At 41.4% G+C, this 15,074-nt stretch carries 14 protein-coding genes; 3 read left to right on the forward strand and 11 right to left on the reverse strand.

The window, feature by feature from the left end; translation table 11 throughout:
* Positions 1–53: 53 nt before the first annotated feature.
* The 3 genes from AS29_RS19955 to AS29_RS19965 form a co-directional block, all read right to left on the reverse strand.
* A complete protein-coding gene (locus AS29_RS19955) occupies positions 54–476 on the reverse strand; it encodes a hypothetical protein (protein WP_051860862.1) in 423 nt (140 codons plus the stop codon).
* A 344-nt stretch (positions 477–820) separates the two neighbouring features.
* Positions 821–3,841 carry a DUF6359 domain-containing protein gene (locus tag AS29_RS19960; protein WP_051860863.1) on the reverse strand — a complete coding sequence of 1,007 codons (3,021 nt, stop codon included), beginning with the start codon at positions 3,839–3,841 and terminating at the stop codon, positions 821–823.
* 355 nt (positions 3,842–4,196) lie between these two features.
* Positions 4,197–5,606: a sigma-54 interaction domain-containing protein gene (locus tag AS29_RS19965; protein ID WP_035413183.1), complete on the reverse strand. Its 1,410-nt coding sequence runs from the start codon at positions 5,604–5,606 to the stop codon at positions 4,197–4,199.
* A gap of 209 nt (positions 5,607–5,815) precedes the next feature.
* Between AS29_RS19965 and AS29_RS19970 the strand changes: the two genes are divergently transcribed.
* Positions 5,816–7,720, forward strand: coding sequence for a hypothetical protein (locus AS29_RS19970; protein WP_035413185.1), 1,905 nt, complete (start codon positions 5,816–5,818; stop codon positions 7,718–7,720).
* 53 nt (positions 7,721–7,773) lie between these two features.
* Here the strand turns inward: AS29_RS19970 and AS29_RS19975 are convergent, their stop codons facing one another.
* The 4 genes from AS29_RS19975 to AS29_RS19990 are packed head-to-tail and all read right to left on the reverse strand — an operon-like array spanning position 7,774 to position 11,428.
* Positions 7,774–8,559, reverse strand: a complete 786-nt coding sequence (locus tag AS29_RS19975) for a 3-hydroxybutyrate dehydrogenase (protein WP_035413188.1) — start codon at positions 8,557–8,559, stop codon at positions 7,774–7,776.
* Between the two features lie 24 nt (positions 8,560–8,583).
* Positions 8,584–9,237: a 3-oxoacid CoA-transferase subunit B gene (locus AS29_RS19980; protein WP_035413191.1), complete on the reverse strand. Its 654-nt coding sequence runs from the start codon at positions 9,235–9,237 to the stop codon at positions 8,584–8,586.
* Between the two features lie 16 nt (positions 9,238–9,253).
* The gene (locus tag AS29_RS19985; protein ID WP_035413193.1) at positions 9,254–9,958 is read right to left on the reverse strand and encodes a CoA transferase subunit A; all 705 of its coding nucleotides are present in this window, start codon (positions 9,956–9,958) and stop codon (positions 9,254–9,256) included.
* 27 nt (positions 9,959–9,985) lie between these two features.
* The gene (locus tag AS29_RS19990) at positions 9,986–11,428 is read right to left on the reverse strand and encodes a GntP family permease (protein WP_035413194.1); all 1,443 of its coding nucleotides are present in this window, start codon (positions 11,426–11,428) and stop codon (positions 9,986–9,988) included.
* 447 nt (positions 11,429–11,875) lie between these two features.
* Here AS29_RS19990 and AS29_RS19995 point away from each other — a divergent pair, with 447 nt between their 5' ends.
* Positions 11,876–12,598 carry a type II toxin-antitoxin system SpoIISA family toxin gene (locus tag AS29_RS19995; protein ID WP_035413197.1) on the forward strand — a complete coding sequence of 241 codons (723 nt, stop codon included), beginning with the start codon at positions 11,876–11,878 and terminating at the stop codon, positions 12,596–12,598.
* 26 nt (positions 12,599–12,624) lie between these two features.
* Complete coding sequence (locus AS29_RS21480; protein ID WP_156505996.1) at positions 12,625–12,792, forward strand: hypothetical protein; 168 nt, start codon at positions 12,625–12,627, stop codon at positions 12,790–12,792.
* Between the two features lie 357 nt (positions 12,793–13,149).
* Here AS29_RS21480 and AS29_RS20005 read toward each other — a convergent pair whose 3' ends face one another.
* The 4 genes from AS29_RS20005 to AS29_RS20015 all read right to left on the reverse strand — a co-directional run bounded on the left by AS29_RS20005 (position 13,150) and on the right by AS29_RS20015 (position 15,071).
* Entirely contained in the window at positions 13,150–13,350 is a 201-nt protein-coding gene (locus AS29_RS20005; RefSeq protein WP_035413203.1) for a hypothetical protein, read from the reverse strand.
* Positions 13,351–13,564: 214 nt separating this feature from the next.
* Positions 13,565–14,362 (reverse strand): STAS domain-containing protein, encoded by a 798-nt coding sequence (locus tag AS29_RS20010; protein WP_051860864.1) that lies wholly within the window; start codon positions 14,360–14,362, stop codon positions 13,565–13,567.
* 93 nt (positions 14,363–14,455) lie between these two features.
* On the reverse strand, positions 14,456–14,653 hold the full coding sequence (locus AS29_RS22115; RefSeq protein WP_442854547.1) for a hypothetical protein: 198 nt from the start codon (positions 14,651–14,653) through the stop codon (positions 14,456–14,458).
* Positions 14,619–15,071: a hypothetical protein gene (locus tag AS29_RS20015; RefSeq protein ID WP_035413206.1), complete on the reverse strand. Its 453-nt coding sequence runs from the start codon at positions 15,069–15,071 to the stop codon at positions 14,619–14,621. Before AS29_RS20015 ends, AS29_RS22115 begins: the two co-directional genes overlap by 35 nt.
* Between the last annotated feature and the right edge of the window lie 3 nt (positions 15,072–15,074).

Below are 15,074 nucleotides of genomic sequence, written 5' to 3' on the forward strand. Positions count from 1 at the left end.
CTGCTGATTATCAATGTGTATTTATAGATACGATACCCTGTTTAATCAATAGGTCAAACAGGCTTTTTTAAGCTATTTTCAGTTTTGTTTGATATTTGTTTATTAAATGCCAATAACATCACACCTGCTGCAATAAAGCCAACGGCACCTATCAAGCCCAGGATTCGATTAGGGATCCACTCTAAAAGCATGCCTGCTCCAAACATAGAAATCCCTAAAATGGTGTTAGATAGTGTTGCAAGCAAGCCGAAAATGAGCCCCTGATGCATTTTCGGACATTCCTTCATAACCATGGAGTCAAAACAGGTATTCCCAATGCCTGAAGCAAATCCCATCATGATGAATAAGATAACAGCTGCAGCAGCGGATGCAGTACTGCTTAATAACCCAAGAAAAATTCCTTCTGCTATAAGGGCGCCCAATCCAATCTCAATATGGCGGCAATAGATCCGGGGACTCACGAGAAAGCTGAGCATAAGTCCTGCTCCGAGTGATCCGTAGAAGAGTCCTACACCAAACTCTCCAAGCCTATATTCCTTAATAGCGTAAACACTGATTAGTACATTATCGATCCCATTAAATAAAGGAATCGTTATTTCGAAGAGAAAAATGACTGCTAAAACCGGGGAAGTGTAGAGGAGCGTTCGATCGTTATTTCTCTGCTGAAAAGTTCAATATCAAATTTAATTTTATCGTAATCAGCTGACAGTCCTAGAATTTTGCAGGATTGCAGCCACCCCTATTTTTTTCTCAAGTACAGCTTCAACCAGCACATCAGCACAAAAAAGACCTGCTGACGATCAGCAGGTCTTCGTAAGTTTTACCGGGAACACAAATCATCGTACTGGTCTTTGTAAGAGTCTGGAAGCTGCTCCAGAATACTGCATATTCTTTTCTTTGAGCTGAAATCAACTTGTATCAGAAGGGGATCATGATCACTTGCTCGGCCTTGCTGTTCCATGAAAGAGGAGTTAATGTGAACAATATCCGCTTTAGTCGTTGCAGCAAGGTGCTTAGAAACCAGGATGTGATCTAGCACTTGAGAATTCCCTTGATACGTATAAGAATATCTTTCTTCAGGTTTGATTTTTTCTACCATGTTGCTAAGTTCAGATCCTTTTAAAATCTCGAACGTTTTTGAGAACTCAAAATCATTAAAGTCTCCAAGAGCAATTACGCTGGCTTGCGGATCCTTCTTTTTAATATCTTTAACGAAAGAATTAACAATTCCCGCAATTTGATGCCGTTGAGCTTCACTCTTTAGCAGCGGCGGCTGATTTTTACCGAACAGCGGCTCATCTCCGCCTTTTGAGTTGAAATGATTAGCAATGACGATGACATTTTCACCGCCGAATTTAAATTGTGCTGCAAGCGGTTTTCTGCTTGATTCGAATGCTTTGTTCATAGGATCAATACGTCCAGGATTTAATGTAAGTTTTCCTTTTTCATAACCAACAGCCTGCGTAGCTGTACCCTTTGTTCCAGGTGCCAGGGTAACACGTTTTTTGTTATAGAGAAAACCTACACGAATGTTTCCTCCCGGCTGTCCGCCATCTTTTTTATCTTCGGGAGCAATATCTGTAAAAGCGTATTCCGGACCGCCAAGAGCTTTAATTTTATCAATAAGCTTTTTGAAGCTTTCGTCAGCTGCTGTCGTTCCTGTATCTGCTGGTCCATCATTATCCTGCATTTCAGTTAATCCCACAATGTCAGGATTCTTTAGGTTTTTAACAATTGCTTGTGCTAACTTCGTTACTTTTTCATCACTGTCCGCCGGAGAGAAATTTTCTACATTATAGGAAGCAACAGTAAGTTCATCTTTTTTGCTTTTAATAGAAGTCGTTTCTCTTTCCGTTTTACCAGAAATAAATTTAGGAAGGTCACTGCTTGGGCTTAACATTTTGTAGTTGCTGAAACCGTAGCTCATCACCCCATTTATTGTTCCCTCAAAATAATCTCCAGTTTTAGCAAGGAACGATTCATCATTGATGTCAATATGAAGGCGTTCAGGATTAAAATCTGTTTTTTCTGCCCGAAGCCCGCCGCTTTTCGTATTTGTTTTCACATTTCCCGGCACAACGACAAGTTCACCATAGTTTTGAGGAGCCACCACTTTAGGATTTTCAACGGCTACTCTCATTCCCTCAAGACTTTCGTAAAAATCAATACCGTCTTCATCCGGATCGAAGGCTGCAAATTGATCGTTGTCAATGACTTCTGCAGGAGCGACGCGGTCTTTACCGATTACAACCGGTTCCGGCAAAGCGCTTCCTGAGGAAACTTTTGTGATTGCAGAGGCATTGATTTCTGTCATAGCTAAATCCGTTTGAAGCTTTTCGCTGTAGCCTTCCAATACCCACTCTTTTACCTGTCCGCTTGCCTTAACTACGTCTCCGGCTTTTAATCCATGGGACTTTTTGTAAACAAGAATTCCCTCTGATGTATTTTTATTATCATCCGGCTTCAAATCCTGCATGTAAAAATTACTGCTGTCTGCAACGTGTGTGACAATTCCTTCCACATCGGCTACGGTTTGTCCGTTAAAAGGAGATGTATGGCTCTCACTCTGTATATCATGAATTCTTACCGCATCTTTTTGAATTCTATAGTCAAATTCTGCTGCTTCACTGGAATTCAATCCAGTTTTCATAGCGATTGCTTTCACAACCGTATCTTTCTCAATCTTGATTGCTTCAGTGTATTTTGCGGATTGAGCGGTCGGCTGGCTGCCGTCCAATGTGTAATGGATCGCTGCTCCCTGTGTTTCTGTTGAGAGCGTTACTTCAGTGCCTTTTTTCACAAAACCGGATGCAGGGTTCGCAGTAACTGGACGAACAGCTGAAGCATCCTCTATAATATCCTCTGCACTTCTTGGAACAAGCTTGTATTCGTTAAAATTATAATCAATCACTCCAGTGATCGAATCATAAGACTTCCCGGATTCTAACAAAGAGCTGTCAGCAGGCTTGATGACAAATTTACCTATAGAGTCCGAGGCAGCAATGTTTCCATTGCTATCTTTTGTACCAGCGGATATATTCTTTACTGTTACAATTTCTCCCTCTGTTTCCTCATTCAAATCCTGTGAAGAAATAATCTGCGGAGCTGGAACGCCAGCATTTGCCTGTACAATCTCTACCGATTCAAGATTAGCCGGTTCAAGCTGCGGCATTCCGAAATAATCATTAACAGGCCCAGCAGCTTTGATTTTATCTCCAATCTTTACTTTTGAGTCCAAACTTGCCGCTCTTACAACAAGTCCGGCAGTAGCATCTTGAATGAACACATTGTTTTTGCCGCCTGCTGTAAATATAGCGGTTACCGTTCCAATAACGGATGCAGATGTACCTTTAGGCAGTACACGCGCACTTGCAATGGTCTTTTCTTCAGCTCCGGGAGGTACACTGGTGTCATCAGAAAATACCATGCTGCTGGCATTTTTTATTCCTGGCATTCCATTATAAGCAAGAAGTTCGCCTGTTATTTGAATCTTTTTTCCAATGTTTGCTGGATTGGTTTGAAGACCAAACTTTGCCCGGAAGCTTGCTGGCAGCTGGACAGAGACCATTTTGTTTACATCTTTCTCTGTGCTGCTGTCCGCAATCGCAACATTGTAATCGTTACCAAAAGGCGGGTCATATTTTACTGATTTTGCACCTGTTGTGTGAGCTACAATATACCCCTCAACAGCCGCTGTCTGACCATTGTTGTTGGCGATGGCATCTGCTACGGTTAAGGTATCTGCTGCTTTGGAGACACTTATAGAACCCGGTGCAAGCAAACTTAAAATCATTGCAAATACGATCGTTAATTGAACGAACCACTTCGAATTCCTTTTCATTATTTATCCTCCTTTGGTAAAATCCTCGTAAAAAATATATATCAATGTTCCTGGTTTTTCTATGTAATTCTTGTAAATTTTACACGCTTCAGTGTAAATAAAATGACGATTTGATTAATCACGCCTATGAATATCTATACAAAATTAGATCTTTTGATACATTTTTTTCTAATTCCGATTCAATTTTCCTTAGCCATTTATCTTGAATTTCAGAATTCGACAAATCCTGATAAAGGATGTTTCCATCTATCCTTCCGAAGAAATTCCTGGATAAGAAAGGTTGCATGAGCCTTTTTTACATAGATCATGTGAATTAGTTCTAAAGTAATGTTTTTTCCTTCTATTAAATTTACATTCATTTTATTGAATATTGCTTGCATTTATCATATAAACTCGTCTTTCCAATTTCTAATAGCTTTGCTGCTGCCACTTTATTTCCCTGCGTCTTATTTAAAGCATGAATAATGGCTAATTTCTCTGCGTGCAAAACCGTCTCTTTTAAAGGAATTACTTGAGAGGGCTGGCCGGAAAATAATGAAGAATCAGGAGGGACAGAGGACACCGGTCTTTCTTCTCCTCTTAAATAAAGAGGCAAATGCTTCGGCAAAATAATGGGTCCATCCAGCACATTCACTGCGCGCTCCAGAACGTTTTCCAGTTCACGGATGTTACCTGGCCAGCTATGCTGTTCGAGACAGCGGGTAGCCTCTTCGGAAAGCTCGAGACCTTGACGGTGAAACTTTCCTTCCAGCTTTTTGAGCAGAACGGCACTGACAGGCGCTATGTCCTCTCTTCTCTCCCTTAATGATGGAATATCAATTTTTATTACATTAAGGCGGTAATAGAGATCCTGGCGAAACAATCCCTTTTCGACCATTTCTTCCAGGTTCCGGTGCGTGGCTGCAATGATGCGCACATCAATCCTGACAGGTGCTCTTGCTCCAATTCTTTCAATCTCTTTCTCCTGAAGCACCCTTAATAATTTACTTTGCATTTGCAGAGGGAGATCCCCTATTTCATCCAGAAAAATCGTGCCTTTATTCGCAAGCTCAAACTTCCCTTTCTTTCCTCCCTTTTTGGCACCTGTAAAAGAACCTTCTTCATATCCGAAAATTTCAGATTCAAATAAATGTTCTGGAATTGAAGCGCAGTTCAATCTCATAAACGGTGCGTATCTTCTTCCGCTTGAATGATGGATAGCATGGGCAAATAATTCTTTACCGGTTCCTGATTCACCGAGCAGAAGAACAGCTGAATGACTGTCCGAAACTCGCTCTGCAAGAATCTTTGCTTCTCTAAATTTCCCGCTCTCTCCAATCAGATCCCCAAAATGATATTTACTATGAAGTTCTTTTTCAAATCGATTTTTATAATAGTTCAGTTCTTCCATTAACGGCTGCAGCTTCCTTGAGTAGTCCAGCCACTCCTTGGGATTCCGGAACATCACGGTCCCCACTGCTCCCACAAGTTCCCCTCCAACAAAAAGGGGATAACGATTAGCCACCATTTCACTTCCATTAATCGGATGGATTGATGCAACTTCAGCCTTCCCGGATTTTGCGACAATCTGCATCCTGGAATTTTCAATTATATCCTGGACGGGTTTTCCAATCGCTTCCTCGGCTGATACATGAAGAAATTCGCAGTATGCATTGTTTATGTAAAGAATGATTCCGTTATGATCCACAACGACCGTGCACTCCGCAGCCAGATTGATTACTTCTTCAAGCCATTCCGATGGGATCAGTTCGATAAGTCCCTTCATTTTTCTGCCCCTCCATTTGTTAACGCTTTCAATATATTGAATCTATCATACTTACATAAGCCTGGGGAAATCAATAAAAACAGCTAATAAAATCTCTTCCCATTTTGTTTCAAATTTTTCTGCTGCTAAAATAAAATGGTGCTATACTATTTCAGTAACAGATAGCACCTGTTACTAGTTTCTCAGTTTGAAAGGAAGGATTTTCACTTTTGAAAAAAATCATCCAATATTTGCTTGCTGCCATTCTTCTAATCGCCGCTCTCTCATTACTCAGCACGACTCCTTTGGCATCCGCTATTACCCAATACAGCAGCGCATCTGTTCAAGGTGAAAAGCTCAAAAAAGCAACAGAGCATTTTAATTCACTTATCGCTGCAGGTGATCTTAATTTAATAAACGCAAACTATGATTCCTTTACACTCCAGCTTAAACAGACAGAAGCAGCGATAGGCCGCGTCCCTGGCAGACTAAATCGCTCAAATTTGAGTGCCCAATATGTACGGCCGGCTAAAATTGCGAAGGAGCGGACAATTTATGAGGTCTCGCAATATAGGCTGATGAATATGATTGATAACCGCTTTAAGCAGGCCAGTCTTGAAAATGCCGGTCCTGATTTTGCAAAATTGTCTCGTCTCGAGGAACGGAGCAGGGCAATTAAAGCCGCAGGAAACTATCAGCTATTAAGTGTCAAAACCACTCAAACTTTAATTGAGAAGCGAATTCAGCTAGAAAATGACTATTCAAAACTGAAAAAAACCTTCAATGCCAATGAACCAGCTTTCCTTTTTCCTAAACTCACAGAACTTAAAACAAATTGGGCTGTACTAAGTGAAGGAGAAAAGAAAGAATTTATCCGCAAGGATCCCTGGACTCTTGCCGGGAACACAAAATACTTAGGGTATCTTCCTAAACATTTAGGATTTCTTTATCATTTGACAGGTGAGCAGGATTATAAAAAAATGGTTCAGGATATGCTGCCTTTATATGAAAGGTACTATTTTAAAAAGGGGCGGTTTCAATCTCCAGAATATCAAAATACAGGCTGGTGGTACCGCGATCAGTTTGCGAGAGATGGCCGAGGTTTGCTGGAAGCCTATCAATATACGCAGCTGCCTGAAGTATTAAGATTCGTTGACAGCCAGGCAGAAAAATGGATGCAGCAGGTCCCGCGCGGCAAAAATCTTGGATTTACAGTATTTCCATATGGAATATCAGATAAAGGTGAAACAGGACCGCTGGAAATTAATCCGAATCAAAATTTACAGGTGGCATCCCTGTTTTCTGAATTATACTGGGAGCCAAAGTCCAGATTTTATCAAAGTCCGCTGGCAAAGGACATTGTTATGAATGAGGTTGGAGCTGTTCTTGCTTTGCAAAAGAAAAATGGATCCCTTCCATTGACTCAAAACCTTCCTCTTGTGGAAGATACGAATTACGGCGGTTATTCAGGCAATATGCTCTACCAGCTCGCACAGGTCTGGGGCAATGAAAAATGGATGAAAGCTGACGTGGAAATTGGAAAGTGGCTTTATAATGAGTACACCATGGAACATCCGTGGAACACTCCGGCTGACGCCCCTAATTATGCAATAGACCGGATTGGCAGCTTTAATCTCATCAGCCGTGTTCAGCCGTTTTACGCAGCAGGAATACCTGATGAAAAAGTGCAAGCATGGATTCAATTTTCTGAGACGCGTTTTCCAAATGAAAAATTGTATCTAATGGAGAGATGGTACATCTCCCAATCTATTCCCAGAGATTATTTAGATAAAAATATCACACGAAAAAACCAGCTGCCTCCTAAACTCTACACGGAAGCAGCGGATCGAAGGGTTTCCGCGAGAATGATAGCAGAAGAGATAACAGGTGTTAAAATAACCGTCGTTGATACTGACGATTCATCTGTTCCATTCAGTTATTCAGAAATAGAGGATTTGAAAAAGGAGATTCCATTAAAGTCCGGTAAGTATAAGTTCAATTTTGACGTACACGAAGCAAATGGAAGCATTACACAGGCCAGCAAAGAACTTGTCCTTACAGCAGATCATTCAGTCCAGTTGGAGGTCAAGCTATTCGACAGAAACCACCGTTTTTACGAGAAACTTGAGCATTGACTAAAATTTATTCACCATAGAAAAAGGAACTCCATCGACGGAGTTCCTTTTTTTCATTGCACCGTATAGCCGCCATCTAATACAACAGCCTGACCAGTTACTCCTTTTGCCTTTTCACTTGCAAGAAATACGGCATAATCGGCGATTTCCTGGACATCGAGCAGCCTTTTTTGCGGGACAAGCGGATAGATGACTTCTTCAAGCACCTTCTCCAGTTCTACATTTCTCGTTCTAGCGAGATCCGAGAGCTGATTGCGTACAAGAGGTGTATCCACATATCCGGGGCAAATAGCATTAACAGTAATTCCATGCTCTGCGCCTTCAAGAGCGGATACTTTTGTCAGGCCGATTACTCCATGCTTGGCACTGTTGTATGCAGCTTTGCCTGCAAAGCCAATCAGCCCATTTATGGATGCCATATTGATGATCCGGCCAAACCTTTGCTTTTTCATAATTGGAAATGCGTGCTTCGTAGCGATGAAAGGAGCTGTCAGCATCACCTTAATCAAAAATTCAAATCGATCTGTCGGAAATTCTTCAATCGGAGAAACATACTGCAGCCCTGCATTATTTATGAGAATATCGAGACGGCCGTACGTTTCCATAACCGTTTCAATGGCTGCAGCAATATGCTCTTCTTTTGTTACATCACACACAGCAGAAATTGCTTCTCCGCCTGCCTCTCTTAATTGACTAGCTGCCTTTTCTGCTGATTCTGCCTTTAGATCAGATACGATTACTGCTGCACCCTGGGAAGCGAATTCTTTCGCAATTTCAAATCCGATCCCGCTCGCTGCACCTGTGATCAGGGCCACTTTCTTTTCTAGTAAGCGTTCCATGCCTGGCTCCTTTTCCATGTGATTTTAGTGGGCCGTCAATAAATTTTGGCTGATGGTAAAAGAGGCTTCTGTTTTTTCCTTCACCTCTTCAATCGAAATCCCTTCCTGAAGTTCCACCAGTTCCATTCTTCCTGAATGGAAATCAAAAACAGCCAAATCTGTAATAAGTCGATGTACGACTTGCTTTCCTGTCAAAGGCAGAGTACATGCTGATTTCACTTTGGACTCGCCATGTTTATTTACATGCTCCATAATGACGATAATTCTTTTCGCACCATTCACCAAATCCATGGCGCCGCCCATTCCTTTAATCATTTTCCCCGGGATCATCCAGTTAGCCAGATCCCCTTCCTCGGATACCTCCATGCCTCCAAGTATGGCCAGATCGATGTGGCCGCCGCGTATCATGGCGAAGGATTCTGCACTATCAAAATAAGAGGAGCCAGGGACGGCCGTTACCGTTTCTTTACCGGCATTAATCAAGTCAGGATCTTCTGCTCCTTCAACAGGATATGGTCCAATTCCGAGAAGTCCATTTTCTGACTGAAGCAAAACATTATAATCAGCAGGGATTTCATTGGCTACAAGTGTCGGCATGCCAATCCCCAGGTTTACGTTCATGCCGTCTCTGATTTCTTTTACGGCTCTCTTGACCATTTTTTGGCGATTTTCCATCATTGCATTCTGCCTCCCTTTACTGTGCCTGTAGTACGGTTCGCCGCTCGATGCGCTTTTCGTAATTTTCCCCAAGGAGTACGTGCTGGACGTAAATTCCCGGCGTATGGATTTCATCCGGGTCAAGCTCGCCAGCTTCTACAATCTCTTCAACCTCGGCAATGGTAATCTTTCCAGCCATAGCAGCAACAGGATTAAAGTTCCTCGAGGTTTTTCTAAACACGAGATTTCCTAGAGAATCTGCCTTCCATGCTTTAACTAGAGCAAAATCCCCGATGATACCGCGTTCGAGAATATACGTTTTCCCGTCAAACTCCTTATGTTCTTTTCCTTCCGCTACTTTTGTTCCAACACCTGTAGCTGTGTAGAAGCCGGGAATTCCGGCTCCTCCAGCTCGCATTCTCTCAGCCAGTGTTCCTTGAGGAATAAGTTCAACCTCCAGCTCTCCGCTTAAAAACTGGCGTTCGAATATCTTGTTTTCTCCTACATAGGAAGACATCATCTTTTTTATTTGATTATTGGCCAGGAGCAAACCAAGTCCCCAGTCATCCACCCCGCAATTGTTGCTGACGACAGTCAGGTTTTTCACTCCTTTTTCCTGCAAGGCAAGAATGCTTTTTTCAGGAATACCGCATAGACCGAATCCACCAACAATCAATGTTGCGCCATCCTGTATCGGTTCAATCGCTTCTTCAAAAGATGTAAGAATTTTTCCTTTACCCATGAGTTTCCCCTTTCCTGATGCTGTTTGTTAGACTAAACCAGTTAAACTGTAAAGACCGATGATGACAAAAACGGCAAGGGTCTTAATAATCGTGATCGCAAAGATATCTCGATAGGACTGGCGATGTGTTAACCCTGTAACAGCAAGCAAGGTAATAACCGCTCCGTTGTGCGGCAGCGTATCCATACCGCCGGAAGCCATAGAAATGACCCTGTGCATGACCTCAGGCGGAATATTGTACTTTTCAATTGCTTGCAGGTACGTCTCTGACATTGCACTCAGCGCAATTCCCATACCGCCCGATGCAGAACCCGTGATACCTGCTAATGTGGTGGTTGTAACCGCACCGTTCACAAGCGGATCGGTAAATGTGCTGGAAATACCAGAACTAACGGTTTTGAATCCAGGCAATGCGGAGATCACTCCTCCAAACCCATACTCTGCTCCAGTATTCATGGCTGCAAGAAGGGCTCCGCCAATTCCAGCATTCAGACCTTCCTGAATATTGGATGTAACAGCTTTCCAATTAAATGCAAAGGTCGCAAGAATTCCGATGAGCAAGGCAAGTTCAACAGACCAGATCGCTACAACGGATGAAAGCTCGATTTTTCCGAATGCCTCAAGACCAATGGCCGTAAAATCAAAACCATCCGGATACCACATAGGAAAGGAAACCGTGAAAAATTTGTTCATCACGCCAACAAGAATAAGCGGGACAAATGCAAGAATCTGCCTTGCCGTTGAAGAATCTGTATTGGCAGACACTGCGGCCGCCTCTTTTTCAAGAGCAAGATCAGATTCAGATCCAGCAGCCAGCTCGGACGCAAATCCTGCATAGCCTTCGCCAGCCTTTTCCGCTTTTTTACGGCGGGATTCCAAATAAAGCATACCAAGTGTCAAAACAAAAACAGCTCCAACAATCCCCAGAACAGGTGCTGCATAAATGTCCGTTTTGAAGAAAGTTGTTGGGATAACGTTTTGAATCTGAGGTGTTCCCGGAAGTGCATCCATCGTGAAAGTAAATGCACCAAGTGCAATCGTACCGGGAATAAGACGTTTTGGAATGTCTGCTTGAATGAACAGGTTCTTAGCAAACGGATAGACAGCAAATACAACTACAAACAGGCTGACACCGCTGTAAGTAAGAATTGCCCCCATCAGCACGATGGCAAGAATTGCTCTTTTCGCTCCTACCAGCTTCACGATTGTCTTAGCTATCGTTTCAGCCAAGCCGGACATCTCCACGACTTTTCCAAAAATCGCCCCTAATAAAAAGACCGGGAAATACAGTTTGATAAAACCAACCATCTTTTCCATAAAAATGTTTGAGAAAAATGGAAGTACGAAGCTTGGATCTGTTAGCAATACGGCAAAAAGTGCACAAATCGGAGCAAACAAAATGACTGAAAATCCTCTGTACGCTACAAACATAAGCAAACTTAAAGACAATAAAATAATAACGATTTCCACATATATCCCCCTTTTCCTTCTATGTCGCCGGTTGGAAAGAAAGCGCTTTCAACCAACTTATAAACTATAGTAGCAAGAAGCGTGCCAACCAATCACATTTGGACAACTATTCAAAAAAAAGCCATAAACCATAGACAGAGTGCATGGTTAAAAAAGCTTTGTAAAAAAAGAACCCACAACAAATTCCGAAATTCCGGAAAAAACAATACCCCCCTTCCGGAAAAACGGAATTTTCCGTTTTTCCGGAATTTCCATTTCCTTTCTCCTTACCCTCTTCAACAATCTGCCATATATATGAGTGCTTACTTGCCTTGCAATAACTTTTGAAATAAAGAAATTCTTTTTAAGAAGTAGGGTTTTCCTTGATTTTTGTCGAATAAGCAGACAGGAAAGGGAGGAGAGCGCCTTAATGATTTTAGAACGAAAGGCTTCCAAAAAAAATAGTTTATGATTCTTTTTTATCAAGGACTGGTTTGGTTTGTGCTTTGTTTACTGGCATTTTACGGTATTTCACATTGGATTTGGGAGGATCGGGTAAAGAAAGCTTCTGAATCAATCCGGAAGACATGGTATGTGCTATTCTTGCTGGGAGCTGCCGTATTCTGGACAGCGCACCCTGCATCCTTATTCTCCGATTGGAAAAACTATCTGATTGTCTTTGGAGTTTTTGTTTTAATTGATGCTTTCCTGTTTCTCGGTATGTATATTAAAAAGCTTGGAGTGAACGAACTTGAACGGCATACAGAGGTATTAGAGGAGAACGTCAGGCTTGTCCAAGAGAACAACCATCGCCTGAAAACATTTGCAAACCTCCTCCAGCATGTTTCCATCAATCTCTATCAAGGGGGTATTGCGGAATACATGCAGGGGCTGGATGAACTGATTCAATTATTTGCAGAAAAGAATGATTTGACCGCTTCCTTCCATTCGTTTGATACAGATCAGGAAAAGGAACAGCTACTGGGTGTGATTGAAAGAAAAGGAAGCATTCGTTCCGCACTTGAGCGAAATGAAATTGTCTATCGGCCTGAAGAAAAGACAGCTTTAATCCCGATTGAAATTCAGGGAGTTACATTTGTATTAAAGATTAAAGCTGCTGCTGATGAAGTGAATGAATCGGATTGTCTCCTTTTTCTTTCTTTAATTCATATGTATGATATAATTTATTAAAAGAACCTAAAAGGCGGTGGTTCATAATGAATCCAAAAACCATTGAGCACGACTTCGGGGACAACAGGATGAAACGTGTGAAAAAATCAAGCATTAAAGCACCTTCTGTTACGATGTCACCCCAGACTAAACGCCTGCTTGAAGCCAACAGCAAATTGCTCTCCGAGTATAAGAAAACGCGATTTTCTTCATAATATAGACGCTGGGATTATTTCCTAAGCGTCTTTTTTTATGCTTAAAGCATATAGTGATAATAATGGGTGAGTCCTCCCAACATGGCGCTGACAGCCCTCCAGCCTTTCCTAAAACAAGAAAAAGCGGTGATGATATGCAAAAACGTACAGTTTCTTCCTCTATTAAATCTCCTTGGGTAACCGAGTCCCCAGGAACTAAAAACCTGCTGTTAAAAAATAAGGAAGCGTTAAGATTTTTAAACGAACTGAAGAATAAATGGCTGATAGGCAGTTAAATTCTGTTAATGAATTCTCTTTCTGTTTCAGGCATTCATTGATTTTCCATCTATCTGCCAGCAAAAATAATGTTTTATCTATTTATTTTTGCATCGTCACTTTTCTAACGGCTTCTTCAATGGCTTTTTCCTTAATCGAATGAGTGGCTCTTGCATACTTGTTTCTTTTGATGGGATGCTGCGCTACGGCTGAATAGGATTTGCTTTTTTTTGTTACCTTCACCCAAATGGTAAGCATATCATTGTAATTATAGGCCATGGTTTCTGTATGCAAGGCTAACATCTTATTTCCTCCGATATAAAATTAATTGATGTATTTTAAATATCGGTTTTATTCAAAGAAAATTCCATAGACCTAAATCACTGATTTTTCAAAGGTCAAAAGCACAAAAAAATATGGTAAATGCATCCTTTACATACCAAAAGTCCATGCACCCTCCAACTTAAGTAAGTGAAAAGAACCAAAAAAAGACTCCCGGATCCGGGAGTCTTTCTCATTATTCTTTTATGCTTGCGATTGCCTGATGCAGGCTTGAGAAGGATTGCACTTCAAAGTTCACACCTAACTGAGTCATTGTAATGGCAAGCTCAGGACGAATGCCGCTGATTTTGCTGGTTACTCCTGATATCCTAAGAGCTTCCAGAACCTGGAATATTTGCTGTGCCACCATTGTATCGATAACCGGAACTCCTGAAAGATCAAGAATTAAATACTCCAGTTTAAATTCTGCACTCTTCTCAAGAGCTGTAACCATTAATAGCTGGGCTCTTCTTGTGTCAATGTCTCCAATAACGGGCAGAATTCCAATTCCTTCTTCAATTTTCACTACAGGAATGGAAAGCTCATCTACTGCATGCTGGGCAGAAGAAATTTTTTCATCATGCGCTTTCATATAACAAATGGAAACAAGCTCAACCGATTGGTCTACTACTCTATCAAAAATGGAATAGATTGAATGATATTCATTAATCGTCAGCTCTTGCTTGTTTGCTTCTTCTTTAAGGAGTTCCCCAATATTCTGCTTGGCAGTCCTCATCTCAACAATCGCTGCATCAAGCGGCAAGCCAAGTTCTACCAGCTTGTTCGCAAATTCCTTCCCCCATTTCTTAACTTCATCTGCTGATTTGTCTGATGACAGGGTTAATGAATTTGCATAGATCTCAATTAGTTTCTTCCTCCAGTTCGTCAAATCCTGTTTATTTCCCCTAAATGAAATAAAGCTTTGATCGCTGTATGCCTTCTGAAGGACTAAATCCTTGAAATTATCTAAATTAATATTCGCTGAAGTGGCCACTTGTCTTCCTCCTTGCCGGTATATACAAGTAAAAATCTTCTACTATTTTAACGCAAAATCTTAAAAGAGCCAACCCATACATCCAATGTTCCATTATTGCCCAGAGTCATTTTTCCAAAACGTTCGATTTACCCGGCATTTGGTCATTGTGTTTGAAGGTATCTGAAGCAGCAGATAAACCATTAGCAAATCTGTACATGAACCTGCAGTATTTAATAGGATCAGCATTTTCAATTCCGTATTTAGCATCCGATTACTACCAGCAATAATTGGAACTGCGAGTGAAATCAAGGTATAGGGTGCGGAAAGGAGGATAATTAGCCTGGTTCTGGATAATTTGTTTTTCCAAGTATATAAATGCGCCTAGAAAGGACAGACCTGCATACGTACTTGAGGATCTTTTAAAATACGGAACTAGCAGAAGGTGCAAGGTCTCATGTATCCCCATTAATAATAGTATGCCAGCTAAAAAGGAGACGGATAGCTTACCTGTTATTCCACTATCGCTAAATCCAAATTCTTTAAAAGAAAACGGGTCAAACAGATTCATGATGAAAAAGGAAACGATCGTGCCCGCTGCCATAAATGGAAGGGAGGATATTAGAGCAGCTCCAATCGAAGAAGGTTCTTTAAGGGGTTTCCAGCCTTCCTGTATGAATATTTTATGATCATGCTGATTTGACTTCGGCAATCCAAATACAAATTTCATAGC

The organism is Bacillus sp. SJS, assembly GCF_000732485.2.
Lineage (GTDB): Bacteria > Bacillota > Bacilli > Bacillales > Bacillaceae > Metabacillus_B > Metabacillus_B sediminis.